This is a genomic window from Pseudomonas sp. LF020 (genome assembly GCF_053456425.1).
Map to the genome: position 1 here is coordinate 172,473 of NZ_JBRFIX010000006.1, position 24,984 is coordinate 197,456.

The 24,984-nt window shown below is 62.4% G+C and carries 20 protein-coding genes; 17 read left to right on the forward strand and 3 right to left on the reverse strand.

Going from position 1 to position 24,984, the window contains the following annotated elements; translation table 11 throughout:
* Positions 1-30 precede the first annotated feature (30 nt).
* The 13 genes from ACU680_RS16120 (at position 31) to madM (ending at position 16,928) form a co-directional block, all read left to right on the forward strand.
* Complete coding sequence (locus tag ACU680_RS16120; RefSeq protein WP_448179949.1) at positions 31-2,085, forward strand: methyl-accepting chemotaxis protein; 2,055 nt, start codon at positions 31-33, stop codon at positions 2,083-2,085.
* An 11-nt stretch (positions 2,086-2,096) separates the two neighbouring features.
* Positions 2,097-7,997: an Hpt domain-containing protein gene (locus ACU680_RS16125; RefSeq protein ID WP_448180049.1), complete on the forward strand. Its 5,901-nt coding sequence runs from the start codon at positions 2,097-2,099 to the stop codon at positions 7,995-7,997.
* Positions 7,990-8,460 carry a chemotaxis protein CheW gene (locus tag ACU680_RS16130; RefSeq protein ID WP_448179950.1) on the forward strand — a complete coding sequence of 157 codons (471 nt, stop codon included), beginning with the start codon at positions 7,990-7,992 and terminating at the stop codon, positions 8,458-8,460. The genes ACU680_RS16125 and ACU680_RS16130 overlap by 8 nt, the downstream gene beginning before the upstream one ends.
* Positions 8,461-8,993: 533 nt before the next feature.
* Complete coding sequence (locus ACU680_RS16135) at positions 8,994-9,359, forward strand: DUF6124 family protein (protein ID WP_448179951.1); 366 nt, start codon at positions 8,994-8,996, stop codon at positions 9,357-9,359.
* A 321-nt stretch (positions 9,360-9,680) separates the two neighbouring features.
* Complete coding sequence (gene mdcA, locus ACU680_RS16140; RefSeq protein ID WP_448179952.1) at positions 9,681-11,351, forward strand: malonate decarboxylase subunit alpha; 1,671 nt, start codon at positions 9,681-9,683, stop codon at positions 11,349-11,351.
* Complete coding sequence (locus tag ACU680_RS16145) at positions 11,351-12,223, forward strand: triphosphoribosyl-dephospho-CoA synthase (RefSeq protein WP_448179953.1); 873 nt, start codon at positions 11,351-11,353, stop codon at positions 12,221-12,223. Before mdcA ends, ACU680_RS16145 begins: the two co-directional genes overlap by 1 nt.
* A complete protein-coding gene (locus tag ACU680_RS16150) occupies positions 12,223-12,522 on the forward strand; it encodes a malonate decarboxylase subunit delta (protein ID WP_003229075.1) in 300 nt (99 codons plus the stop codon). Before ACU680_RS16145 ends, ACU680_RS16150 begins: the two co-directional genes overlap by 1 nt.
* Positions 12,515-13,366: a biotin-independent malonate decarboxylase subunit beta gene (locus tag ACU680_RS16155; RefSeq protein WP_448179954.1), complete on the forward strand. Its 852-nt coding sequence runs from the start codon at positions 12,515-12,517 to the stop codon at positions 13,364-13,366. Before ACU680_RS16150 ends, ACU680_RS16155 begins: the two co-directional genes overlap by 8 nt.
* A complete protein-coding gene (gene mdcE / locus ACU680_RS16160) occupies positions 13,363-14,148 on the forward strand; it encodes a biotin-independent malonate decarboxylase subunit gamma (protein WP_448179955.1) in 786 nt (261 codons plus the stop codon). The genes ACU680_RS16155 and mdcE overlap by 4 nt, the downstream gene beginning before the upstream one ends.
* On the forward strand, positions 14,142-14,762 hold the full coding sequence (locus ACU680_RS16165) for a malonate decarboxylase holo-ACP synthase (RefSeq protein ID WP_448179956.1): 621 nt from the start codon (positions 14,142-14,144) through the stop codon (positions 14,760-14,762). The genes mdcE and ACU680_RS16165 overlap by 7 nt, the downstream gene beginning before the upstream one ends.
* The gene (gene mdcH / locus ACU680_RS16170; protein WP_448179957.1) at positions 14,759-15,679 is read left to right on the forward strand and encodes a malonate decarboxylase subunit epsilon; all 921 of its coding nucleotides are present in this window, start codon (positions 14,759-14,761) and stop codon (positions 15,677-15,679) included. Before ACU680_RS16165 ends, mdcH begins: the two co-directional genes overlap by 4 nt.
* A gap of 66 nt (positions 15,680-15,745) precedes the next feature.
* The gene (gene madL, locus ACU680_RS16175; RefSeq protein ID WP_003229065.1) at positions 15,746-16,162 is read left to right on the forward strand and encodes a malonate transporter subunit MadL; all 417 of its coding nucleotides are present in this window, start codon (positions 15,746-15,748) and stop codon (positions 16,160-16,162) included.
* A 1-nt stretch (position 16,163) separates the two neighbouring features.
* Positions 16,164-16,928, forward strand: a complete 765-nt coding sequence (gene madM, locus ACU680_RS16180) for a malonate transporter subunit MadM (protein WP_103485191.1) — start codon at positions 16,164-16,166, stop codon at positions 16,926-16,928.
* 151 nt (positions 16,929-17,079) lie between these two features.
* On the opposite strand, the gene ACU680_RS16185 is transcribed toward madM, so the two are convergent.
* Positions 17,080-17,994, reverse strand: a complete 915-nt coding sequence (locus ACU680_RS16185; RefSeq protein ID WP_108184070.1) for a LysR family transcriptional regulator — start codon at positions 17,992-17,994, stop codon at positions 17,080-17,082.
* Positions 17,995-18,205: 211 nt separating this feature from the next.
* Between ACU680_RS16185 and trhA the strand changes: the two genes are divergently transcribed.
* Entirely contained in the window at positions 18,206-18,823 is a 618-nt protein-coding gene (gene trhA, locus ACU680_RS16190; RefSeq protein WP_007964065.1) for a PAQR family membrane homeostasis protein TrhA, read from the forward strand.
* Between the two features lie 111 nt (positions 18,824-18,934).
* On the opposite strand, the gene ACU680_RS16195 is transcribed toward trhA, so the two are convergent.
* Together ACU680_RS16195 and ACU680_RS16200 are read right to left on the reverse strand one after the other, a co-directional pair.
* Positions 18,935-19,654 carry a 16S rRNA (uracil(1498)-N(3))-methyltransferase gene (locus tag ACU680_RS16195; protein ID WP_448179958.1) on the reverse strand — a complete coding sequence of 240 codons (720 nt, stop codon included), beginning with the start codon at positions 19,652-19,654 and terminating at the stop codon, positions 18,935-18,937.
* 217 nt (positions 19,655-19,871) lie between these two features.
* Entirely contained in the window at positions 19,872-21,278 is a 1,407-nt protein-coding gene (locus ACU680_RS16200; RefSeq protein WP_024164438.1) for an adenosylmethionine--8-amino-7-oxononanoate transaminase, read from the reverse strand.
* Positions 21,279-21,501: 223 nt separating this feature from the next.
* Between ACU680_RS16200 and ACU680_RS16205 the strand changes: the two genes are divergently transcribed.
* The 3 genes from ACU680_RS16205 (at position 21,502) to ACU680_RS16215 (ending at position 24,811) form a co-directional block, all read left to right on the forward strand.
* Positions 21,502-23,289 carry a flavin monoamine oxidase family protein gene (locus ACU680_RS16205; protein ID WP_448179959.1) on the forward strand — a complete coding sequence of 596 codons (1,788 nt, stop codon included), beginning with the start codon at positions 21,502-21,504 and terminating at the stop codon, positions 23,287-23,289.
* Positions 23,290-23,634: 345 nt separating this feature from the next.
* Positions 23,635-24,186: a cytochrome b gene (locus tag ACU680_RS16210; protein ID WP_007962073.1), complete on the forward strand. Its 552-nt coding sequence runs from the start codon at positions 23,635-23,637 to the stop codon at positions 24,184-24,186.
* Positions 24,187-24,217: 31 nt separating this feature from the next.
* Positions 24,218-24,811 carry a YceI family protein gene (locus tag ACU680_RS16215; RefSeq protein ID WP_346609180.1) on the forward strand — a complete coding sequence of 198 codons (594 nt, stop codon included), beginning with the start codon at positions 24,218-24,220 and terminating at the stop codon, positions 24,809-24,811.
* Positions 24,812-24,984 lie beyond the last annotated feature (173 nt).

Consider the following 24,984-nt stretch of genomic DNA (forward strand, 5'->3'; position numbering starts at 1 on the left):
TTTAAATGGCGCGGGAATAGGCGAGGACCGATGACAAAAGCAAAAACAGTAAAATCGGCAGAAGGGTCGCGCAGTCGCTCGCAGATCATCGTGCTGTTCATCGCACTGATCGTGTTCATCATGCTGCTGTTCGCCAACTTCGCCTACCTCAACACCCAGGCCAACTACGACAAGCAGTACATCGGCCACGCCGGTGAGCTGCGCGTGCTGTCGCAACGCATCGCCAAGAACGCCACCGAAGCCGCCGCCGGCAAGGCCGCTGCGTTCAAGCTGCTGAGCGATGCGCGCAACGATTTCGCCCAGCGCTGGGGTTACCTGAAGAAGGGTGACCCGGCCACCGGCCTGCCGCCCGCGCCCGCCACCGTGCGCCCGGAAATGCGCGCGGTGCAGCTGGACTGGGAACGCCTGCTGAAAAATACCGATGCGATTCTCTCCAGCGAACAGACCGTGCTCTCGCTGCATCAAGTCGCCGCGACCCTCGCCGAAACCGTGCCGCAGTTGCAGATCGAATACGAAAAAGTTGTCGAAATCCTTCTGCAACGCGGCGCCCCGGCAGCGCAAGTGGCAATGGCCCAGCGCCAATCGCTGCTCGCTGAACGTATTCTCGGCGCGGTCAACACCGTGCTCGCTGGCGACGAGAATTCGCAGCAGGCCGCCGATGCCTTTGGCCGCGACGCCACGCGTTTCGGCCAGGTGCTAAACGGCATGCTGCAGGGCAACCCGACCCTGAAAATCAGCCAGGTTGAAGACCGTGATGCCCGTGCGCGGCTGAGTGAAATTTCCGAGCTGTTCCAGTTCGTCTCCGGCTCCGTGGATGAAATCCTCGAAACCTCGCCGGAGCTGTTCAAGGTCCGGGAGTCGGCGAGCAATATCTTCAGCCTGTCGCAGACCCTGCTCGACGAAGCCTCGCACCTCGCCAGCGGTTTCGAAAACCTTGCCGGCGGGCGCAACACCGACACCATTGGCGGCTACGTGCTGGGCTTGCTGGCGCTGGCTTCGATCATCCTGATCGGCATGGTCATGGTTCGTGAAACCAACCGCCAGTTGCGCGAGACCGCCGAGAAGAACGAACGCAATCAGAACGCGATCATGCGCCTGCTGGACGAAATCGAAGACCTCGCCGACGGCGACCTGACGGTGACCGCCTCGGTGACTGAAGACTTCACCGGGACCATCGCCGATTCGATCAACTACTCGGTCGATCAACTGCGCGATCTGGTCGCGACCATCAACCTCACCGCCGGCCAGGTCGCCGCCGCCGTGCAGGAAACCCAGGCCACCGCCATGCACCTGGCCCAAGCCTCGGAGCATCAGGCGCAGCAGATTTCCGAAGCCTCGACCGCGATCAGCGATATGGCCCAGTCCATCGATCAGGTCTCGGCCAACGCCGCTGAATCCTCGGCGGTGGCCGAGCGTTCGGTGGAGATCGCCAACAAGGGCAACGAGGTGGTGCACAACACCATCCACGGCATGGACAACATCCGCGAACAGATTCAGGACACCGCCAAGCGCATCAAGCGTCTGGGCGAGTCGTCCCAGGAAATCGGCGATATCGTCAGCCTGATCGACGACATTGCCGACCAGACCAACATCCTCGCGCTCAACGCGGCGATTCAGGCGTCGATGGCCGGGGACGCCGGGCGCGGCTTTGCCGTGGTTGCCGATGAAGTGCAGCGACTGGCCGAGCGCTCGTCCGCCGCCACCCGGCAGATCGAAACCCTGGTGCGGGCGATCCAGACCGACACCAACGAAGCGGTGATTTCCATGGAGCAGACCACCACTGAAGTGGTGCGCGGCGCGCGGCTGGCGCAGGATGCCGGTGTGGCCCTGGAAGAAATCGAAGGCGTTTCGAAAACCCTCGCCGCGCTGATTCAAAGCATCTCCAACGCGGCGCAGCAGCAGACCTCGTCGGCCGGGCAGATCTCGCTGACGATGAACGTGATCCAGCAGATCACCACGCAGACCTCGTCCGGCTCCACTGCCACCGCCGAGAGCATCGGCAACCTGGCGAAAATGGCCAGTCAGCTGCGCCGTTCGGTATCCGGTTTTACCTTGCCGTCGGCGTCCGCGACGGACAAGGCGTGAGTGGAGTGGTTATGGGTGACCGGCATGACTACGTGGCCCTCGAATGGGTCAAGGGTGAAATTGCCGAAACGCTGAGGCTGGCGCATCAGGCGATTGAAGCCGTGCTCGATGACCCGCAGGCCGCGCCGGGGCTGGATGAGTGCCTGGCCTATATTCATCAGGTGCACGGCAGTTTGCAGATGGTCGAATTCTACGGCGCGGCGTTGCTGGCCGAAGAGATGGAGCATCTGGTCCAAGCCCTGCAGCAGGAGCGCGTCAGCCACCGCGACGAAGCCCTGCACCTGCTGCTGCAAGCCTTCGGGCAATTGCCGATCTATCTCGATCGGGTGCAGAGTGCCCGCCGCGATCTGCCGCTGGTGGTGCTGCCGCTGATCAATGACCTGCGCAGTGCGCGCGGCGACAGCCTGCTCTCGGAAACCAGCCTGTTCAGCCCGCCACTGCCGGATTTGCCGCCGTTGAGCGCAGAAGCCCTGGCCGCGCTGGAGCCGGCCGACCTGCCCAACGTATTGCGCAAGTTGCGCCAGATGCTGCAAATGGCGCTGGTCGGTTTGCTGCGCGAGCAGGATGACCAGACGCACCTCGAATACCTGGCGAAAGTCTTCCAGCGCCTCGAAGCGCTCAGCGCCGATGCGCCGTTGAGCCCGCTGTGGCAGGTCGCTTCCGCGCTGGTCGAAGGCATGCGCGAAGGCGCCATCGCCAACAGCCCGGCATTGCGCAGCCTGTTCAAGGACGCCGACAAAGAGCTCAAGCGCCTGCTCGAACAAGGCCCGCGCGGCCTCAATCAGCCGCCCCCGCCGGAGCTGCTGAAAAGCCTGCTGTTCTATATTGCCAAAGCCGAACATCCCACCGGGCAGATGCTGACCATGAAAGATCGCTACTCCCTGGACGACGCGTTGCCCGACAGCGCGATGGTCGACGAAGAACGTGCGCGTCTGGCCGGCCCTGACCGCGATGCGATGCGCTCGGTGCTGGCGGCGCTGTGCGAAGAGCTGGTGCGGGTCAAGGAACGTCTCGACCTGTTCGTCCGTAGCGACCGTCAGCACACCTCCGACCTGGAGAGCCTGCTGGCGCCGTTGCGGCAGATCGCCGACACCCTCGCGGTGCTCGGTTTCGGCCAGCCGCGCAAAGTCATCATCGATCAATTGGCGGTGGTGCTCAGCCTCGCTCAGGGCCAGCGTGAACCGAATGACGCGACCCTGATGGACGTGGCCGGCGCGCTGCTCTACGTCGAAGCCAACCTCGCCGGAATGGTCGGCACCGTCGAGCCGGAAAGCCCCGAAGGCGCGCGCCTGCCGACCACCGATCTGACGCAGATCCATCAGATCGTGATCAAGGAAGCACGCATCTGCCTGCAACAGGCCAAGGACATGATCGTCGATTACATCGACGCCGACTGGGATCGCCAGCAACTGCAACCATTGCCGGAACTGCTGACTCAGGTGCGCGGCGCGCTGGCGATGATTCCGCTGAGCCGGGCGGCGAGTCTGGTCGAGGCCTGCAACAGCTTCATCCGCGAACACCTGCTGCTCGATCCGCACCAGCCGGGCTGGCAGCAACTGGATAATCTGGCCGACGTCATCACCAGCCTCGAGTATTACCTCGAACGCCTGAGTGACGACCCGCAAGCGCCGAATGAACAACTGCTGGATGTCGCGCAAAAGAGCCTTGCCAGTCTGGGGTTCTTTCCACATGAGCCGCACGTGCCGCTGCTCGACGATGTGCTCAGCCCCAGCGAAGCGCTGGTGATGCAGGACCTGCAGGCGCTGGATGACCCCGAGACCGTGCAGTCGCTGGCAGATGTATTGGCCAGCCCGGTGTCGGCGCTCAACCCGCCGGCCTTGATCACCCCCGGCAGCCTGATGCCGCCGCCGGCCGATGAGGAGCCGGTGGACGATGAATTGCGCGAAGTGTTCCTCGAAGAGACCGACGAGGTGCTTGAAGTCCTGCACGAATACCTGCCGCGCTGGACGGCCGACACCCACGACCGCGCCGCCCTGACCGAACTGCGCCGCGCCTTTCACACCCTGAAGGGCAGCGGGCGTATGGTGCGTGCGCTGATCCTTGGCGAACTGGCCTGGGCGGTGGAAAACCTGCTCAACCGCGTGCTGGAACACAGCGTCGAACCTGGCGCGCAGGTGCAGCAGTTGCTCACTGACACGGTGTTGTTGCTGCCGGAACTGATCAGCGAATTTGCCACGCACCGCCAGCGTCAGCGCAGCGATGTCGATCAACTGGCGGCCCGCGCGCATGCGCTGGCCAAAGGTGTCGAGCCACTGGCGGCCGAAGACGTCGAAGATGTGGCCGCCCTCGATCCGCTGTTGCTGGAGATTTTCCGCAACGAGGCCGAAACCCACCTCGCCAGCCTCAACCGCTTCCTCGATCAGGCCGCCGAGCATGTGCCGCTGCCGGCCAGCGACGAATTGCAGCGCGCCCTGCACACGCTCAAGGGCAGTGCGTCGATGGCCGGGGTGTTGCCGATTGCCGAACTGGCGGCGCCACTGGATAAACTGGCGCGCGAGTTCAAGGCGCATCAGTTGCCGCTGGATCTGGATGAAGTGGAACTGCTGCTTGAAGCCGAAGGCCTGTTCCGCGTAGGTCTGCGCCAGCTCAAGCACGATCCGCTGGCGCCGATTGTCGGTGCGCAGTCGCTGATCAAACGCACCGAAACGCTGCTCGCCGAACGCCTGGAAGCGATCCTCAGCGCACCCAATACCGGCCTGCGGATCAAGCGCGACCCGCAACTGATCAACAACTTCCTCGCCCAGGGCATGGACATCCTGCTCGACGCCGAAAGCCTGTTGCAGCGCTGGCAGCAGCACCCCGGCGAGCGTCAGGAACTCAGCGCGTTGCTCGATGAACTGACCACCCTCGGCGAAGGCGCACACCTCGCCGATCTGCTGCCGGTGGACGTGCTGTGCGAAGCCTTGCTCGACCTCTATGGCGCCGTCGAAGAAAGCAGCCTGGCGGTCAGCGACCGGTTTTTCCACGAGGCGCAGAACGCCCACGAAGCGTTGATCAACATGCTCGACGAACTGGCCGCCGGCCAGGAAATCACCCCGCAGCCGCAGCGCATTCGTGCCTTGCACGAACTGCTCGATGAAAGCCTCGACCCGACGGCGATGGGGCTGATCCGCAGCGACGGCAGCCGTACCTTGAGCATCCATGAGCTGGGCGCCGCCACCGCCGAACTGTCCCACGCCAATGCCGAGACGGCGCCGGACGACGAGATCGTCGAGATCTTTCTCGAAGAAGCGGTGGACATCCTCGACAGTGCCGGGCAAGCCTTGCAACGCTGGTTGAGCGACCCGGACAACGCTGCGCCGCTGTCGTCCTTGCAGCGCGATTTGCACACCCTCAAGGGCGGTGCGCGAATGGCCGAGGTCGATGCCATCGGCGATCTGGCCCATGAGCTGGAAGGACTTTACGAAGGGCTGGTGGATCGTCGCTACAGTCACAGCGAGGCGCTGGGGCGCTTGCTGCACAAGGGCCATGATCGCCTGGCCTTGTTGCTGGAGCAGTTGCAGGCGCATCAACCACTGCGCCCGGCGCAGGATCTGATCGAGACAATCCGCCAGTTCCGCCAGGGTGCCTCCGCCACTGCCGAAACGGCGCAACCGGCCGCCGACCATGACAGCGCTGCACATGACCCGGAACTGCTGGAAATCTTCCTCGAAGAAGGTTTCGACATCATCGAAAACTCCGGCGCCGCGCTGCAGCGCTGGCAGGCCGAGCCGGGCAATCGCCAGGAAGTGGAAACCCTGCTGCGCGATCTGCACACCCTCAAGGGCGGTGCGCGGATGGTCGAGATCGGCCCGATCGGCGACCTCGCCCATGAGCTCGAATACCTTTACGAAAGCCTCGCCACCGGCGTGCTGCAACCGTCCGCCGAACTGTTCGCGCTGGTGCAGCGCGGGCATGACCGGTTGGCGCAGATGCTCGATGGCGTGCGCGCCGGGCAGCCATGCCCGCCGGCGGATCGGCTGATCAATGCGATCCAGAATTTCAGCCACCCGGCGACCCCGGACACGCCGCCGTCGTTGCCGCTTCCGGCCAAAACCGAGCCCGCAACACCCGCAGCTGATGCCGGCGCGGACATGGTCAAGGTCTCCGCCGAACTGCTCGATGACTTGGTCAATCTGGCCGGCGAAACCTCGATTTTCCGTGGACGTATCGAGCAGCAAGTCAGCGATGCGCAAACCGCGCTGAACGAGATGGAAACCACCATCGAACGCATGCGAGATCAGTTGCGCCGACTCGACACCGAAACCCAGGGACGGATCCTCAGCCGTCAGCAAGTCGATGCCGAACGCCTTGGTTACGAAGAATTCGACCCGCTGGAAATGGACCGTCATTCGCAGTTGCAGCAACTGTCGCGGGCGCTGTTCGAGTCCGCCTCCGACTTGCTCGATCTCAAGGAAACCCTCGACCGCCGCAATCACGACGCCGAAAACCTGTTGCAACAACAGGGGCGGATCAACACCGAATTGCAGGAAGGCCTGATGCGCACGCGCATGGTGCCATTCGAACGCATGCTGCCGCGCCTCAAACGCATCGTGCGGCAGGTCGCCGAAGAGCTGAACAAAGACGTCGCGTTCATCATCGGCAACGCCGAAGGCGAGATGGATCGCAATGTGCTGGAGCGCATGGTTGCGCCGTTGGAGCACATGCTGCGCAACGCCGTCGACCATGGTCTAGAGTCAGCCGAAGTGCGGCTGGCGGCGGGCAAACCGGCGCAGGGCACGATCACCCTCGACCTGACCCGCGAGGGCGGCGACATCGTTTTCGATATTCGCGACGATGGCGCCGGGGTGCCGCTGGAAGCGGTGCGGCGCAAGGCGATCAAGCGTGGTCTGCTCGCACCGGACGCCGAACTCAGCGACCGCGACGTGCTGCAATTCATCCTGCAGCCGGGGTTTTCCACGGCGGAAAAGATCACCCAGATCTCCGGGCGCGGCGTCGGCATGGACGTGGTTCACGAAGAAGTCCGTCAGCTCGGCGGCACCATGAGCATCGACTCGGTGCCGGGGCAGGGCGTGCATTTCCGTATTCGTCTGCCGTTCACCGTGTCGGTCAACCGCGCGCTGATGGTGCAGTGCGGCGAGGATCAATACGCGATTCCGCTGAACACCATCGAAGGCATCGTCCGCGTGCTGCCGAATGATCTGGAAGGGCACTACCGCAACGATCCGCCGAGCTACCACTACGCCGGCCAGCGCTATGAGTTGTGCTATCTGGGCGAACTGCTGAAAACCGCGCCACGCCCCAAATTGCTTGGCCAGAGCCTGCCGTTGCCGGTGCTGCTGGTGCAGTGCAATGACCGGCACATCGCGGTGCAGGTCGATGCGATGGCCGGCACTCGCGAGATCGTGGTCAAGAGCCTCGGTCCGCAGTTCGCGGCGGTGCAGGGCGTGTCCGGGGCGACGATTCTTGGCGATGGCCGGGTGGTGCTGATTCTTGACTTGCTCGCACCGATCCGCGCGATGCAGGCGCGGGTTGCGCAGCGTCCGGCCCATGCGGAAATCGATAGCGAACCGCAGAAACCACTGCTGGTGCTGGTGGTCGATGACTCGGTCACCGTGCGCAAGGTCACCAGCCGTTTGCTCGAACGCCACGGCATGAACGTGCTGACTGCCAAGGACGGTGTCGATGCCATGCTGCTGCTCGAAGAGCACATGCCCGACCTGATGCTGCTCGACATCGAAATGCCGCGCATGGACGGCTTCGAAGTCGCTACCCAAGTGCGCAACGATGAACGCCTGCAACACCTGCCGATCATCATGATCACCTCGCGCACCGGGCAGAAACACCGCGACCGCGCGATGGCCATCGGCGTCAACGACTACCTCGGCAAGCCGTATCAGGAATCGGTGCTGCTCGAAAGCATTGCCCACTGGAGCAAGAAACATGCATGAGCGCCGCCACAACGCGCGCACCAGCCAACTCACCGGCCTGCTGCTGCCACTGGCCGACCGCAGTCTGATCCTGCCCAACGTCGCCGTGGCCGAGCTTATCGACTACCAGGCCAGCGCCTTCGATCTGGACACACCGCCGTGGTACCTGGGGCGGGTGAGCTGGCGTGAGCGACAGATTCCGCTGCTGAGTTTCGAGTCCGCCTGTGGGCAGAAAATCGTCATCGGCGAACGCGCGCGGATCGTCATCCTCAATGCCCTTGGTGGTTTGCCGCAGCTGAAATTCATTGCGCTGCTGGTGCAGGGGATTCCGCGCTCGTACAAGCTCGACAGTCAGTTGAGTTATGTCGATGTGCCGTTGTGTGCGCTGGAGCAGGCGGCGGTGCAGGTCGGGGAGCAGGTGGCCAAGGTGCCGGATTTGTTGGGGTTGGAGCAGTTGTTGGTGGAGGCTGGGCTGGTTCACTGATTTAGAGTTTTGTGGTGCTTTGACTGGCCTCATCGCTGGCAAGCCAGCTCCCACAGTGTCCGAGCCGTATTCGGATTTTGTGAATCACCCAAAACCCTGTGGGAGCTGGCTTGCCGGCGATAGGGCCAGTTGAGTCAGCAAATTCTTACAGGCAAATCCTCAATCTCTACGGCGCAATAAACACCTTCCTGCACAGCTGTTTAAAGACACCCAGTGTTACGCCTCAACAGCCTACAAATCCTTGCGCCGCTGCCTACGCATGCACCAGAATCCGCCGGCTTGTGCGCCCTCGGCAGGCTGCGTAACTTGATTGCGTCACTGATTCCCAGTGATCGGGTTTAGCAGCCCGGCTTTGTCCTTTCCCCGGTGCACGAGATTCATCCAGTCAGGCATTCGCCTGCGCTTGATGGTGGCTGTGCGCATGGCACCTTCGGGTGCGCCGGGTTGGGGATTGACCGGTCTGCTAACTTGCGCATAGCCGCCACCCTATCGTTTAGCAGCGGGATGGTGCGGCCTAATAGAGGTTTATCCCCATGTTCAAAGTAACGCCAAACCCGCCGGTCACCGACACGGCATCCCCTTACGAGACCCCCGAATCAAAGAAATTTCACGAAGCCGCCGAACGTGCCCTCGACCATTACCTCGGCCCGCCAAAACCCGACCTCATGGCCACGCCCTACACCCCCAATACGCTCTATATGGTCAATCCTGAAGCCGACAGCGAATCCCTGCTGGCCGACGCCAGCGAATCCCTCGGCTCCGCTACGGTCATGCTCAACAACCATGCGGCGCTGGTGCAAGGCACGCACCGCAAGACGCTGCAGGGCATTGCTCAGGTGGTGATGGTGGCGGAGATGGCGGTGAATCGGGTGTTGGATAGGTTGGTGCCGACGGAGTGATTAAAAGCCGACCCTCACCCCAGCCCTCTCCCGGAGGGAGAGGGGGCCGACCGAGGTGTCTGAAGTTGTACATCGACTTGAAAAACCGAGTCGATTATGGATTTGGTAAACCTGGTGAATTCCGGATTCAGTACAACACTCCCAGGTCGGCGTATCCCTTGAGCAACCCCCAATCAGTCCCCTCTCCCTCCGGGAGAGGGCTAGGGTGAGGGCAGCTCTCGATCGTTACCCTGACCGTAACGATCCACCACCGCGCTTGATTGATGCGCCCCGCTCACACGCCTACCTTGGCTCCACGACAGCGAACCCCGTGGAGTGAGCATGACAACAACAATTTCCCCCGACTCGCGCTGGACGCGGCGGCGTGACGAGAAGCAGCGGCGTCTGGACAAGGTGCGCGGGCTGGCCGACGGTGTGGTGTTGCCCAGCGACAAGATCGTCGCCGCGCTTGAAGCGTTGATCCATCCCGGCGACCGGGTGGTGCTGGAAGGCAACAACCAGAAGCAGGCGGATTTCCTTTCCCGTTCGCTGGCCAAAGCCGATCCGGAAAAGCTGCATGATCTGCACATGATCATGCCCAGCGTCGGTCGCTCCGAGCACCTCGATCTGTTCGAACGCGGCATCGCCCGCAAGCTCGATTTCTCCTTCGCCGGCACCCAGAGCCTGCGCATCAGCCAGTTGCTCGAAGACGGCCTGCTGGAAATCGGCGCGATTCACACTTACATCGAACTCTACGCGCGGCTGGTGGTGGACCTGATCCCCAACGTCGTGCTCTCGGCTGGGTTCATGGCCGACCGTGCCGGCAACATCTACACCGGCCCCAGCACCGAAGACACCCCGGCACTGATCGAACCGGCGGCCTTCAGCGACGGCATCGTCATCGTCCAGGTCAACCAACTGGTGGATGACGTCAGCGAACTGCTGCGCGTGGATATCCCCGCCTCATGGGTCGATTTCGTGGTGGTGGCGGACAAGCCGTTCTACATCGAACCGCTGTTCACCCGCGACCCGCGGCACATCAAGCCTGTGCACGTGTTGATGGCGATGATGGCGATTCGCGGGATCTACGAAAAACACAACGTGCAGTCGCTGAACCACGGCATCGGTTTCAACACCGCCGCCATCGAATTGATCCTGCCGACCTACGGTGAATCCCTCGGCCTCAAGGGCAAGATCTGCCGCAACTGGACGCTCAACCCGCACCCGACGCTGATCCCGGCGATCGAGAGCGGCTGGGTCGAGAGCGTGCACTGCTTCGGCACCGAACTGGGCATGGAAAACTACATCGCCGCCCGCCCCGACGTGTTCTTCACCGGCCGCGACGGCTCGCTGCGTTCCAACCGGATGTTCTGCCAACTCGCCGGGCAATACGCGGTGGATCTGTTTATCGGCGCGACGTTGCAGGTCGATGGCGACGGCCATTCCTCGACCGTGACCCGTGGTCGCCTCGCCGGTTTCGGCGGTGCGCCGAACATGGGCCACGACCCGCGCGGTCGGCGTCACGGCACCCCCGCGTGGCTCGACATGCGCCACGACGACGCGCAGCAACCGATGCTCGAACGCGGCAAGAAACTCGTGGTGCAAATGGTCGAGACCTTCCAGGAGGGCGGCAAACCGACCTTCGTCGAAACCCTCGATGCGGTGGAAGTGGCGAAGAAAAGCGGCATGCCGCTGGCGCCGATCATGATCTACGGCGACGACGTTACCCACCTGCTCACCGAAGAAGGCATCGCCTACCTGTACAAAGCGCGCTCGCTGGAGGAGCGTCAGGCGATGATCGCAGCGGTGGCCGGCGTGACCGCCATCGGTCTGCGCCACAACCCGAAAGACACCGAACGCATGCGCCGCGAAGGCCTGATCGCCTTGCCCGAAGACCTCGGCATCCGCCGCACCGACGCCACCCGCGAACTGCTGGCGGCGAAAAGCGTGGCCGATCTGGTCGAGTGGTCCGGTGGCCTCTACAACCCGCCCGCCAAGTTCAGGAGCTGGTAATGCACGCACTCAACCTGCAAGCGAAACCCCTGAGCCTGAGCGAACGCCTGGCGGATCTGGCAGTGGATGCGCTGATCGACGAAGCCGATCTGTCGCCGAAACCGGCGCTGGTCGATCGGCGTGGCAATGGCGCGCACACCGATCTGCACTTGGGTTTGATGCACGCCTCGGCGCTGTCGTTGTGGCCGGCGTTCAAGGAAATGGCCGAAGCGGCTGTTGAAATCGGCGAAGTCGATTCCACGTTGCGCGAAGCGATTGGCCGCATCGGTCGCGAAGGCGAGCAAGCCATGCTAGCCACCACCAACGGGGTGAATACCCATCGCGGCGCCATTTGGGCGCTGGGATTACTGGTGACCGCCGCTGCGCTGGAACCGAAATCCTCCAGCGCCAACGCAGTCTCTGTTCGCGCCGCACGTCTGGCCTTGCTGGATGATCGCTACGCACCAAAACCGCTGAGCCACGGCGCTCAGGTCGCCCTGCGTTACGGCGCACGCGGTGCCCGTGAGGAAGCGCAACTCGGCTTTCCGTCCGTGCTGCAACGTGGCCTGCCGCAACTCAAACGCAGCCGCGCCAGCGGCCACGGCGAACAGAACGCCCGGCTCGATGCGCTGCTGGCAATCATGACCGATCTGGCCGACACCTGCGTGCTCTACCGCGCCGGTGAACAAGGTCTGCAGGCCATGCAACATGGCGCGCAAGCGGTGCTCGACGCTGGCGGCAGCGCCAGCCTCAGCGGGCGTCGTCGCCTGCACGAACTGGATCAACAACTCATCGCATTGAATGCCTCGCCCGGTGGCGCCGCCGACTTGCTCGCCGCCACGCTGCTGCTCGATCGAATCGAGCGCGACGGCATCCTTCAGGGAGCGTTTTGATGGAAACCTTATCCTTTGAATTCCCCGCCGGGCAGCCGCCACGCGGGCGGGCGCTGGTCGGTTGTGTCGGCTCGGGCGATCTGGAAGTGCTGATCGAACCGGGGCTGGCCGGCAAGCTGACGATCAATGTGCAGACCTCGGTCAACGGTGCGCAGCAGCGCTGGCAGCATCTGTTTGCGCGGATGTTCGACGGCACCACGCCACCGGCGATGGCCATCGATATCCACGATTTCGGCGCCACGCCGGGGGTGGTGCGTCTGCGTCTGGAACAAGGTTTCGAGGAGATCGGCCATGACTGACAGCGCAGCGCTGTTGCACAAGCACAGCTTCGTCGAACTCGGTGCACGGCAACGGGCGAAAGCCTTGCTCGATGCCGGGACCTTCCGTGAATTGCTCGACCCGTTTCAACGGGTGATGTCGCCATGGCTGGAGCGTCAGGGCGTGGTGCCGCAAGCCGATGACGGCGTGGTGATTTCCAAGGGCAGCCTCGACGGTTTGCCGGTGGTGATCGCCGCCATCGAAGGCGCGTTTCAGGGCGGCAGCCTCGGCGAAGTCGGCGGGGCGAAGATTGCCGGCGCGCTGGAACTGGCCGCCGAAGATAACCGCAAAGGCATTCCGACCCGCGCCGTGTTGCTGCTGGAAACCGGTGGCGTGCGCTTGCAGGAAGCCAATCTCGGGCTGGCGGCGATTGCCGATATTCATGCGGCGATTGTCGATATGCAGCAGTACCAACCAGTTGTCGGTGTGGTGGCGGGCAGCGTTGGTTGTTTCGGCGGCATGTCGATTGCCGCTGCGCTGTGCAGCTATTTGCTGGTGACTCAGGAAGCGCGCCTCGGCCTCAACGGCCCCCAAGTGATTGAGCAGGAAGCCGGGATCGAAGAGTACGACTCCCGCGACCGGCCCTTCATCTGGAGCCTGACCGGCGGCGAGCAGCGTTTCGCTAGCAGCTTGGTGGATCGTTACGTCGCCGATGATGTGGCGCAGATTCGTCAGCAGGTGGGCGAGTTGTTGCAACAAGGCTTGCCTGCTCAGCCGCGCAGTCAGCGCGCCGAATGGTTCCTGCAACGTCTGGCGAGCCTGGACACCGATAAGCAAATCGAACCGTCGGTGGTTCGCGATCTGTATCAAGGAGAGCGCTCATGAGTGGTTATTCCGTGCGCGGTTTGAACTGGTTCAACGCCCTGAGCGCGGGCGCGAAAGCCGTAGAAGGTTTGCCGCCATCGTTGCAAGTGGCCGATGGCGAACTTGGACGCTTTATTGCGGTGGTCGTTGACCCCGACAACCGTTTCCCACGGGCTCGCAACGGCGAAGTCGGTTTGCTCGAAGGCTGGGGCCTGGCCAAGGCTGTGGATGACGTGATCACTGCCGACCGCGACAAAACACAGAAACGCCCGATCATCGCTATCGTCGATGTGCCGAGCCAGGCTTACGGTCGTCGCGAAGAAGCCCTCGGCATTCATCAAGCGCTGGCCGGTGCGGCGGACAGTTATGCCCGCGCACGTCTGGCCGGGCATCCGGTGATTGCGCTGCTGGTGGGCAAGGCCATGTCCGGTGCGTTTCTCGCTCACGGTTATCAGGCCAACCGCTTGATTGCCCTGCGCGATCCCGGGGTGATGGTGCATGCGATGGGCAAGGCCTCGGCGGCGCGGGTGACTTTGCGCAGTGTCGAGGAGCTGGAAGCACTGGCCGCCAGCGTGCCGCCGATGGCCTATGACATCGACAGCTACGCCAGCCTCGGATTGCTCTGGGAAACCTTGTCGGTGCAGCAGATCGAACAGCCGACGGCGGAGGATCTGGCGCGGGTGACCGAGTGCCTGAAACAGGCCATCGGCGATATCGCCAGCACTGACTTGAGCAATCGTCTCGGCGCAAAAAATCGCCAAGCCTCCAGCCGCGTGCGCGAACTGTTGAGGGCGCAGTGGTGAACCTGCCACTGGCCCACGATCTTCTGTGGGGCATGACCCCGGCGCAGCTGCCGGCGGGTGCGCCGCAGTGGGCGATCGAGTCGCTGGCTGCCGGGCAACCGGTGGTGGTGCGGCGGGCGGTGAGCGCTGAAGGTTTTGTGGCGGTGGGCGTGCGCGGTGTGGTGCGTGAGCAGCGGCTGGCGGCGTTCCTGAGCCTTGATGCGATAGTGCGTCGGGTCAGTCCGGAAGCGCTTTGTCATGTCGGTTGCGAGCGCGATTTGCCAGTGATGCAGGCGCTCAAACAACTGCGCCCAATGCTTGATGACTGCGGTTGGGTCTGGGGTGTCAGCGGCAGTGTCGGGTTTGAATTGGCCAGTGGTTTTAGAGCGATGCACGCGGCCAGCGATCTCGATCTGATTCTGCGTACACCGCAACTGATCACTCGTAATCAGGCTCGCAAACTGGTCGAGCGTTTCGATCAGGCTGTGTGCCGAGTGGATATGCAATTGCAGACGCCGTTCGGTGCAGTGGCGCTGCGCGAATGGGCCAGCGGTTCGGCCCGGGTGCTGCTGAAAAATCAGCATCAGGCCTGTCTGGTGGTTGATCCGTGGAACCCGCAGGAGCAGGCAGCGTGAGCAGCCTGTTGGTGTTCCCCGGCCAGGGTGCGCAACAACCGGGCATGCTCCAGCGTTTGCCTCGGGAGACCTTGACCGAGGCCAGCGACGTGCTCGGTGAAGATGTCGCGCGGCTCGATTCTGCCGATGCGTTGCGCAGCACCCGGGCGGTTCAGCTGTGTCTGTTGATCGCTGGGGTCGCTGCCTCGCGGCAGTTGCTACAGGACGGACTCACGGCGGATTACGTCGCCGGCCTGTCCATCGGTGCGTACCCGGCAGCGGTGGGCGCCGGGGCCTTGAGTTTCAGCGATGCGCTGCATCTGGTCAGTCTGCGTGGCGAGTTGATGCAGCAAGCTTATCCACAGGGCTATGGCATGACCGCAATCATCGGTCTGCAATTATCCACCGTCGAAACGCTGCTGGCGCAGGTGCACAGCGTGGAGTCGCCGGTGTATCTGGCCAACATCAATTCCGATAACCAGGTGGTGATTGCCGGCAGCGACGCGGCGATGCAAGCGGTGGCGGAGCTGGCGCGCAGTCAGGGCGCCGGTCTGGCCAAACGCCTGGCGGTGAGTGTGCCATCGCACTGTCCGTTGCTGGAGGCACCGGCGCAAACCCTCGCCGAAGCCTTTGCCAAGGTTGCACTGAAGACCCCGAAAATCGCTTACCTGAGTGGCAGTCGCGCGCGTCCGCTGATCAAGACTGACGCCCTGCGCGACGATCTCGCGTTCAACATGTGCCGCGTGGTGGACTGGCGCGGCACCGTGCAAAGCGCTTACGAGCGCGGCGTACGTTTACAAATCGAACTGCCGCCCGGTGCGGTGCTGACCGGGCTGGCGCGCCGGGCGTTCGAATCGGGCACGGTCACTGCCTTTGACGGTGCGCGTCTGGACACCTTGCAGGCGCTGTTGCGTGAGGAGGGAAATCGCCGACCCTAAACCGCCGCGACTCAGGCTTCGAACAACAAAAACAACATTCGACGATGCACTTTGAGGACTACAACAATGATTATTTACGGTGTGGCGCTGTTGGCGATCTGTACGCTGGCAGGGGTGATCATGGGTGACATGCTCGGCGTGTTGCTGGGCGTCAAATCCAACGTCGGCGGGGTCGGCATCGCCATGATCCTGCTGATCTGCGCGCGGTTGTGGATGCAGAAACGCGGCGGCATGACCAAGGATTGCGAGATGGGCGTCGGCTTCTGGGGCGCGATGTACATTCCGGTGGTGGTGGCGATGGCCGCGCAACAGAACGTCGTCACCGCCCTGCACGGCGGCCCGGTGGCGGTGCTGGCGGCCATCGGATCGGTGGTGGTGTGTGGCTGCACCATTGCTCTGATCAGCCGCACCCACAAGGGCGAACCGTTGCCCGACGAACCGGTGGAAGTCACCCCGGTCGGCACCCCGGTAGGAGGTCGCTGACATGTGGGCACTCATTGAAAACGGTCTGGAACACAACGGCCTGATCACCGCGTTCGCCTTCGTCGGTGTGATCATGTGGGTCTCGGTGATTCTCTCCAAACGTCTGACCTTCGGGCGCATTCACGGCTCGGCCATTGCCATCGTCATCGGTCTGGTGCTGGCCTGGGTCGGCGGCACCCTGACCGGCGGCCAGAAAGGCCTGGCGGATCTGACGCTGTTCTCCGGCATCGGTCTGATGGGCGGGGCGATGCTGCGGGATTTCGCGATCGTCGCCACGGCGTTCGAAGTGCAGGCGACCGAAGCGAAGAAGGCCGGGTTGATCGGCGTGATTGCGCTGTTGCTTGGTACGATCCTGCCGTTCATTGTCGGCGCGTGCATGGCCTGGGCTTTCGGTTATCGCGATGCGGTGAGCATGACCACCATCGGCGCCGGTGCGGTGACTTACATCGTCGGCCCGGTGACCGGCGCGGCGATTGGCGCGACCTCGGATGTGATGGCGTTGTCGATTGCCACCGGGTTGATCAAGGCGATTCTGGTGATGGTCGGCACGCCGGTCGCGGCGCGCTGGATGGGCCTGGATAACCCACGCTCGGCGATGGTGTTCGGTGGTCTGGCCGGGACGGTGAGTGGGGTTACCGCGGGGCTGGCGGCGACGGATCGGCGGTTGGTGCCTTATGGGGCGTTGACGGCGACGTTCCACACCGGGCTTGGGTGCTTGCTGGGGCCTTCGCTGCTGTTCTTCATTGTTCGCGGGATTGTGGGCTGATTGCCGAGTGTTTTTGTGGCGAGGGAGCTTGCTCCCGCTGGGCTGCGCAGCAGCCCCAACTTCAACCACTGAGGTGTATCAGACACACCCGGTGGTCTGATTTGCGGGTGCTGCGCACCCGAGCGGGAGCAAGCTCCCTCGCCACAGGGTCTCAAGCCTGGCGATTGGCATACATCCGACACTCCGCCAGCAACGCCAGCAGATTTGGATCACGCTCCTTGGCCTTCAAGAACACCACGCCAATGTGCTGCTGCAACCGGTACTTCTCCTGCAACGGAATCAGCTTCACCCGGTTCTCGTACACCGCCGCAATCCTTCCTGGCAGCAACGCATAACCCACCCCCGAGCTGACCATGCTCAGCAGGGTGAAGATGTCGTTGACCTGCATCGCTACCTTCGGCTCGAACCCCGCCTGTTTGAACACCCGAATGCCGTCCTGATGGGTGGCGAAGCCCTGGGTCAGGGTGATGAAGGTTTCATCGCGCACTTCAGCCAGATCGACTTCCTGACGCTGGGCGAATCTTGAATCTGCCGGCGTGGCGAGGAAAATGTCGTCGGAAAACAGCGGGATCTGCTCGCAGTCCGGGTCGCTGACCGTGTCGTCCAGCGACACCAGGATCGCGTCGACTTCCATGTTCTTCAGCTTGTAGAGCAGGTCGATATTCGAGCCGAGAATCAGGTCGATGTTGAGTTCGCTGCGGCGGATCTTCAGGCCCATGATCAACTGCGGTACGGTTTTCACCGTCAGCGAATACAGCGAGCCGAGCTTGAAGCGTTCAGCGGAGAACCCGGCGGCTTCGCGGGTCAGGCGCACGCTTTCGACCACGTCCTGAATCAGTTTCTGCGCGCGCTCTTCGAGCACGTAGGCGCTTTCCAGTGGCGTCAGGTTGCGCCCTTCATGCTTGAACAGCGGGCAGCGCAGGGCGCTTTCCAGCGAATGGATCGCCCGGTGCACGCTGACATTGCTGGTCTGCAACTCGACAGCGGCGCGCGCCAGGTTGCCGGTGCGCATGAAGGCGAGGAACACCTCGAGTTTTTTCAGGGTCAATTCTTCGTCGATCAGCATGGCGCGGACTCTTTTTAGAATGCGTCGATTGTGCCTTGAAGATCAAAAGATCGCAGCCTTCGGCAGCTCCTACCTGTGGAATGCGATCTTCCTGTAGGAGCTGCCGCAGGCTGCGATCTTTTGATCCTGGCTTTGAACAGAAACATTGCGCTTTTACGCTCAAGGCCCGAGCCTTGCGCGCTGCGGTAACGAATAACGAGGTGAGCGACACATGTATCACGGGGAAAAACTCAACGCCTGGACGCATCTGGTCGGGGCAGTGGCCGCATTTATCGGCGGCGTGTGGATGCTGGTGATTGCCAGCCTCGACGGCAGTCCGTGGAAAATTGTCAGCGTGGCGATCTACGCCTTTACCTTGCTGGTGCTCTACAGCGCCTCGACCGTGTACCACAGCGTGCGCGGGCGCAAGAAAGCGATCATGAAGAAGGTCGATCACTTTTCGATCTACCTGCTGATCGCCGGCAGTTACACGCCGTTTTGTCTGGTGACGCTGCGCGGACCGTGGGGCTGGACGCTGTTCGGGATTGTCTGGGGGCTGGCGCTGATCGGCATCTTGCAAGAGATCAAGCCACGCTCGGAGGCGCGGATCCTGTCGATCGTGATCTACGCAGTGATGGGCTGGATCGTGCTGGTGGCGGTCAAGCCGTTGATCGCAGCGCTGGGCACGGCAGGCTTTGCCTGGCTGGCGTCGGGCGGGGTGCTGTACACCGTGGGCATCATCTTCTTTGCCCTGGATCACCGGTTACGGCATGCGCACGGGATCTGGCATCTGTTTGTGATCGCCGGGAGTCTGCTGCACTTTGTGGCGATTCTGTTTTATGTCTTGTAGACCGAGTTGCTGCCAATCGCTGGCAAGCCAGCTCCCACAGGTTTTTATGTTGAACACATCAGCGTGTTCCAACCTCATTCCTGTGGGAGCTGGCTTGCCAGCGATGGGGCCCTAGAAGTCACCCCAAAGCTGCTGGGCCACCGCCAGTGCAACCACCGGCGCGGTCTCGGTGCGCAGCACCCGCGGCCCAAGGCGTGCGGCATGGAAGCCGTTGCCCTTGGCCTGCTCGACCTCGGCATCTGACAAACCACCCTCCGGCCCGATCAGAAACGCCAGCGTCGCCGGTCTGGCATGGCTGACCAACGGCTCGGCCACCGGGTGCAGCACCAGTTTCAGTTCGGCTTCGGTCTGCTTGATCCAGTCCGCCAACAACACCGGCGGATGAATCACCGGCACCCGCGAACGACCGCACTGCTCACAGGCGCTGATCGCCACCTGACGCCAGTGCAGCAGGCGTTTGTCGGCGCGTTCGTCCTTCAGGCGCACTTCGCAGCGGTCGCTGAAGATCGGGGTGATTTCCGTCACGCCCAGCTCGGTGGCTTTCTGGATCGCCCAGTCCATCCGTTCGCCCCGGGACAGGCCTTGGCCGAGGTGGATCTGCAGCGGCGATTCAATCTGTCCGGCTAACTGCTCGTCGATCTGCACGACGACGCGTTTCTTGCCGACTTCCACCAGCGAGCCGCGAAACTCATGGCCGGAACCGTCAAACAACTGCACCGCATCGCCCTCGGCCATGCGCAGCACGCGGCTGATGTAATGCGCCTGGGCTTCCGGCAGTTCGTGTTCGCCAGTGCTCAGGGGGGCGTCGATAAAGAAGCGGGACAGTCTCATGGTGGGTCTCTAAAAATTGGCTCAGAGTGATGGCTTACTGATGTCTTGCTTTTGTGGCGAGGGAGCTTGTCGAATCGTCGCACCGTCCCGCTCGGCTGCGCAGCAGTCGCAAATCCTGTCAGCGCGGTATGTCTGTAATACCGCATCGCTCGGGATAGGGAGTCCTTCGGCCTCCAGCGGGAGCAAGCTCCCTCGCCACAGGGGGCAAAGCGAAGGCTTAGCCCGGATCACGGAAACCGGGGTGGAAATCTTTTGGCACCGCGACGCTGACGCTGTCACGGGTGGCGATGTCGATGCCTTCGCTGGCGACTTCGGCGAGGAAGTCGATCTGCTCCGGGGTGATCACGTACGGCGGCAGGAAATACACCACACTGCCCAGCGGGCGCAGCAACGCGCCGCGCTCCAGCGCATGCTGGAACACCTTCAGGCCACGGCGTTCCTGCCAAGGGTAGGCCTCTTTGGTGGCTTTATCCTTGACCATCTCGATCGCCAGGACCATGCCGGTCTGGCGCACTTCGGACACGTTCGGGTGATCGACCAGATGCGCAGTGGCCGAGGCCATGCGCCGGGCCAGGGCCTGGTTGTTTTCGATGACGTTGTCTTGCTCGAAGATATCCAGCGTCGCGAGCGCCGCCGCACAGGCCAGCGGGTTGCCGGTGTAGCTGTGCGAATGGAGGAAGGCGCGCAGGGTCGGGTAGTCGTCGTAGAACGCGCTGTAGACCTCGTCGGTGGTCAGGCACGCCGCCAGTGGCAGGTAGCCGCCGGTCAGGGCCTTGGACAGGCAGAGGAAGTCCGGGCGGATGCCGGCCTGCTCACAGGCGAACATGGTCCCGGTACGGCCGAAGCCAACGGCGATTTCGTCGTGGATCAGGTGCACGCCATATCGGTCGCAGGCCTCGCGCAGCAGCTTGAGGTACACCGGGTGATACATGCGCATGCCGCCGGCACCCTGAATCAACGGCTCGACGATGACTGCCGCAACGCTGTCATGATGTTCTGCCAAGGTTTGTTCCATGGCGGCGAACAGGTTGCGTGAATGCTCTTCCCAGCTCATGCCTTCGGGGCGCAGGTAGCAATCCGGGCTTGGCACCTTGATGGTGTCCATCAGCAGCGCTTTGTAGGTCTCGGTGAACAGCGGCACGTCGCCGACCGCCATCGCTGCCATGGTTTCGCCGTGGTAGCTGTTGGTCAGGGTGACGAAGCGCTTCTTGTTCGGCTGGCCGCGGTTGAGCCAGTAGTGAAAGCTCATTTTCAGCGCGACTTCGATGCAGGACGAACCGTTATCGGCGTAGAACACCCGGTTCAGGCCTTCCGGGGTCATCTTCACCAGACGTTCGGACAGTTCGATCACCGGTTGATGGCTGAAACCGGCGAGAATCACGTGTTCCAGCTGATCGACCTGATCCTTGATGCGCTGGTTGATGCGCGGGTTGGCGTGGCCGAACACGTTGACCCACCAGGAGCTGACGGCGTCGAGGTAGCGCTTGCCTTCGAAGTCTTCGAGCCAGACGCCTTCGCCGCGTTTGATCGGGATCAGCGGCAGCTGTTCGTGGTCTTTCATCTGGGTGCAGGGATGCCACAACACCGCGAGGTCGCGTTGCATCCACTGGTTATTCAGGCCCATTTACAGTCTCCTCGAGGCGGCTCGCGTCAGGCGCGGGCAAACAATCGCGCAAGCCTATGCAATGCATCGCGCCGGGACAACCCATTGCGTCGATTGAGCTACTTTGTATGGGCCGATAGACGTCGCTGGCGGCGTTTTGATGGCTGACGTATTCTTCGCGGTTCTTTGGGTCGTCTGACCCGCAAAACTGCTTTTTCCTACGTGTATTTCCGGAGTTCGCTGAATGTCTGTCGGTTGGCTGCGCGCCTGTGCGCTGGTGATGTTGGGGCTGTTCAGCGTTACGGCGCTGGCGAAGGATAAAACCGCAATCGTGATCGGCGGCGGCCTGTCGGGCCTGACCGCAGCTTACGAGCTGCAAAACAAGGGTTGGCAGGTCACCCTGCTGGAAGCCAAACCGAGCCTTGGCGGTCGCTCGGGCATGGCCACCAGCGAGTGGATCGGCAACGACAAGACCCAGCCGGTGCTGAACAAGTACGTCTCGACCTTCAAGCTGAGCACCACGCCGGCCCCTGAATTCGTGCGCACACCGGGTTATCTGATCGACGGCGAGTATTTTTCCGCTGCCGATCTGGCGACCAAGCAACCGGCGACCGCCGATGCCTTGAAGCGCTACCAGAAAACCCTCGACGATCTGGCGCGCTCGATCGACGACCCGCAGAACCCGGCCGCGACCAACACGCTGCATGCGCTGGACCAGATCAACGTGTCGAGCTGGCTCGACAAGCAGAATCTGCCGGCCACCGCGCGTCAGTTGATCAACCAGGACATCCGCACCCATTACGACGAGCCTTCGCGTCTGTCGCTGCTGTATTTCGCCCAGCAGAACCGCGTGTATCGCGGCGTCTCCGACCGTGACCTGCGCGCCTCGCGTCTGGTCGGCGGCAGCCAGGTATTGGCCCAGGCGTTCGTCAAACAGATCAAGACCATCAAGACCAACTCGCCGGTTTCCGCGATCACTCAGGACAAGGACGGCGTGACCGTCAAGGTCGGCAGTGTTGGCTACCAGGCTGACTACGTGGTGCTGGCCGTGCCGCTGCGTGCGCTGAACAAGATTGCGCTGACCCCGGCACTGGACGCTCAGCACCTGGCCGCGATCAAGGGCACCAACTACGGCTGGCGCGACCAGATCATGCTCAAGTTCAAGACGCCGGTGTGGGAAAGCAAGGCGCGCATGTCCGGTGAGATCTACAGCAACGCAGGTCTGGGCATGCTCTGGATCGAGCCGGCGCTGAAGGGCGGCGCCAACGTGGTGATCAACCTCTCCGGCGACAATGCCCGTGTGATGCAGGCGTTCGGCGACAAGCAGATGGTCGATCAGGTGCTGATCCGTCTGCACGCGTTTTATCCACAGGCCCGTGGCTCGTTCACCGGTTATGAAATCCGCCGCTACAGCACCGACCCGTCGATGGGCGGCGCCTACCTGGCTTACGGCCCGGGCCAGATCAGCAAGTTCTGGCGCATGTGGGAGCGCCCACTGCAACGTGTAACGTTTGCCGGCGAACACACCGACACCTTGTACCCGGGCACGCTGGAAGGCGCGCTGCGCACCGGTCAGCGTGCGGCCAGTCAGGTTGAAGACCTGGCGGCCGGCAAGTCGTTTGAGCCGGTCAAAGTGGTTCCGGCCGCAGCAGCGGCAGGCGCGGCGGGTGCCGTGGCGGCGAAGAAGGGCAACTTCTTCAGCAACCTGTTTGGCGGTTCGGATGACGAGAAGAAGCCAGAGCCAGTGAAGGCACCTGAGCCGGCTCCAGCGCCAGCGGCTCCGGCGCCTGTACCGGCTCCAGCCCCTGCGCCAGCTCCGGTGGAAGCGCCGAAACCAGCCGCTCCGGTGAAGGCCGAGCCGGCGAAGAAAGCGCCAGCCAAGCCTGCGGCGAAGAAGCCTGCAGCGAAAACCGAGGCGAAGAAGGCCCCGGCCAAGCCTGCGGCGAAAAAGGCTGAACCGGCGAAGAAGCCTGCGGCGAAACCTGCTGCTGCTCCGGCTCCAGCAGCAAGCACCGACAGCAAAGCGCAGTAAGGCTTTGCGGTGAATGAAAAGCGCGGCTCAGGCCGCGCTTTTTTATTGCCTGTGAGAACCTCATCGCGGGCAAGCCCGCTCCCACAGGTTTTGCGGTGAACGCAGAGTTTGTGTGCGCTATTGTCCACTGTGGGAGCGGGCTTGCCCGCGATGAGGCCTGTTCAAACAGCACATCATCAAGATCTTCCACCTGACACCCCGCGACACTTTCGCCTTTAATCTTTCCTTAACACGCCACTTACAGACTCTTGATCGTATTTCTCGATCTTTCAAAGCGAAATTTTCCGCTTTAATTCGATAGATAACTCGCTAGTCTTGGTTCGCAGTTCTCACAGGATTTGGGCAATGCAGCTACGTAATTCTGCTTCACGCTATGGTTGGGTCAGCATCTTCATGCACTGGGGCGTGGCGCTGGCGGTCTACGGACTGTTCGCGCTGGGTCTGTGGATGGTGGGGCTGGATTACTACAGCAGCTGGCGCAAAGACGCGCCGGATCTGCACAAGAGCATCGGTCTGGTGCTGCTGGGTGTGATGGTGTTGCGGGTGTTGTGGCGCTTTATCAGCCCACCGCCACCGACGCTGCAAAGCTACAGCCGCATGACCCGCATCGGCGCGAAATTCGGCCACGGGTTTCTGTACGTCGGGCTGTTCGCTGTGATGCTTGCCGGTTACCTGATTTCCACCGCAGACGGTGTCGGGATCCCGGTGTTTGGCCTGTTTGAAGTTCCTGCACTGGTTTCCGGGCTACCGGATCAGGCAGATACCGCTGGGGTGATTCATCTCTGGCTGGCATGGGCGCTGGTAATTTTTTCCGGTCTCCATGCGTTGGCAGCATTGAAGCACCACTTTATCGATCGTGATGCGACCCTGACGCGAATGCTCGGTCGCAAAGCCTGAAATTCAACCTCGACTCAAAGGAAAAGAAAGCATGTTGAAAAAGACTCTGGCCGCTCTGGCAATCGGTTCGGCCGTACTGTCCGCGAACGTGATGGCTGCTGATTACACCGTCGACAAGGAAGGCCAGCACGCCTTCGTCGACTTCAAGATCAGCCACCTGGGCTACAGTTTCATCACCGGTACCTTCAAGGACATCGACGGCAAGTTCAGCTTTGACGCCGCCAAGCCTGAAGACAGCAAAATCGAATTCAACGTGAAAACCGCCAGCGTGTTCACCAACCACGCCGAGCGCGACAAGCACATCTCCAGCAAAGACTTCCTGGACGTGGGCAAATACGCTGACGCCAAGTTCGTCTCCACCAGCGTCAAATCCACCGGCAAGAACGCCGCTGGCAAAGACACTGCAGACGTGACCGGCGACCTGACCCTGCACGGCGTGACCAAGCCAATCGTGGTCAAGGCTGTGTTCCTGGGTGAAGGCAAGGATCCATGGGGCGGCTACCGTGCCGGCTTCGAAGGCACCACCAGCATCAAGCGCTCTGATTTCGGCAAGATGATGGACCTGGGTCCACAGTCCGACAACGTCGATCTGTACATCTCGTTTGAAGGTGTGAAAGCGAAGTAATTTTCGCCGCCATACAAAAACGCCCCCGGTCGCAAGGCCGGGGGCGTTTTTTATTGCCCGCCACAATCCGGAGCCCCTGTAGGAGCTGCCGAAGGCTGCGATCTTTTGAGGTTGGTTTTTTCAGGATCAAAAGATCGCAGCCTTCGGCAGCTCCTACATAAAGCGGGTTCTGG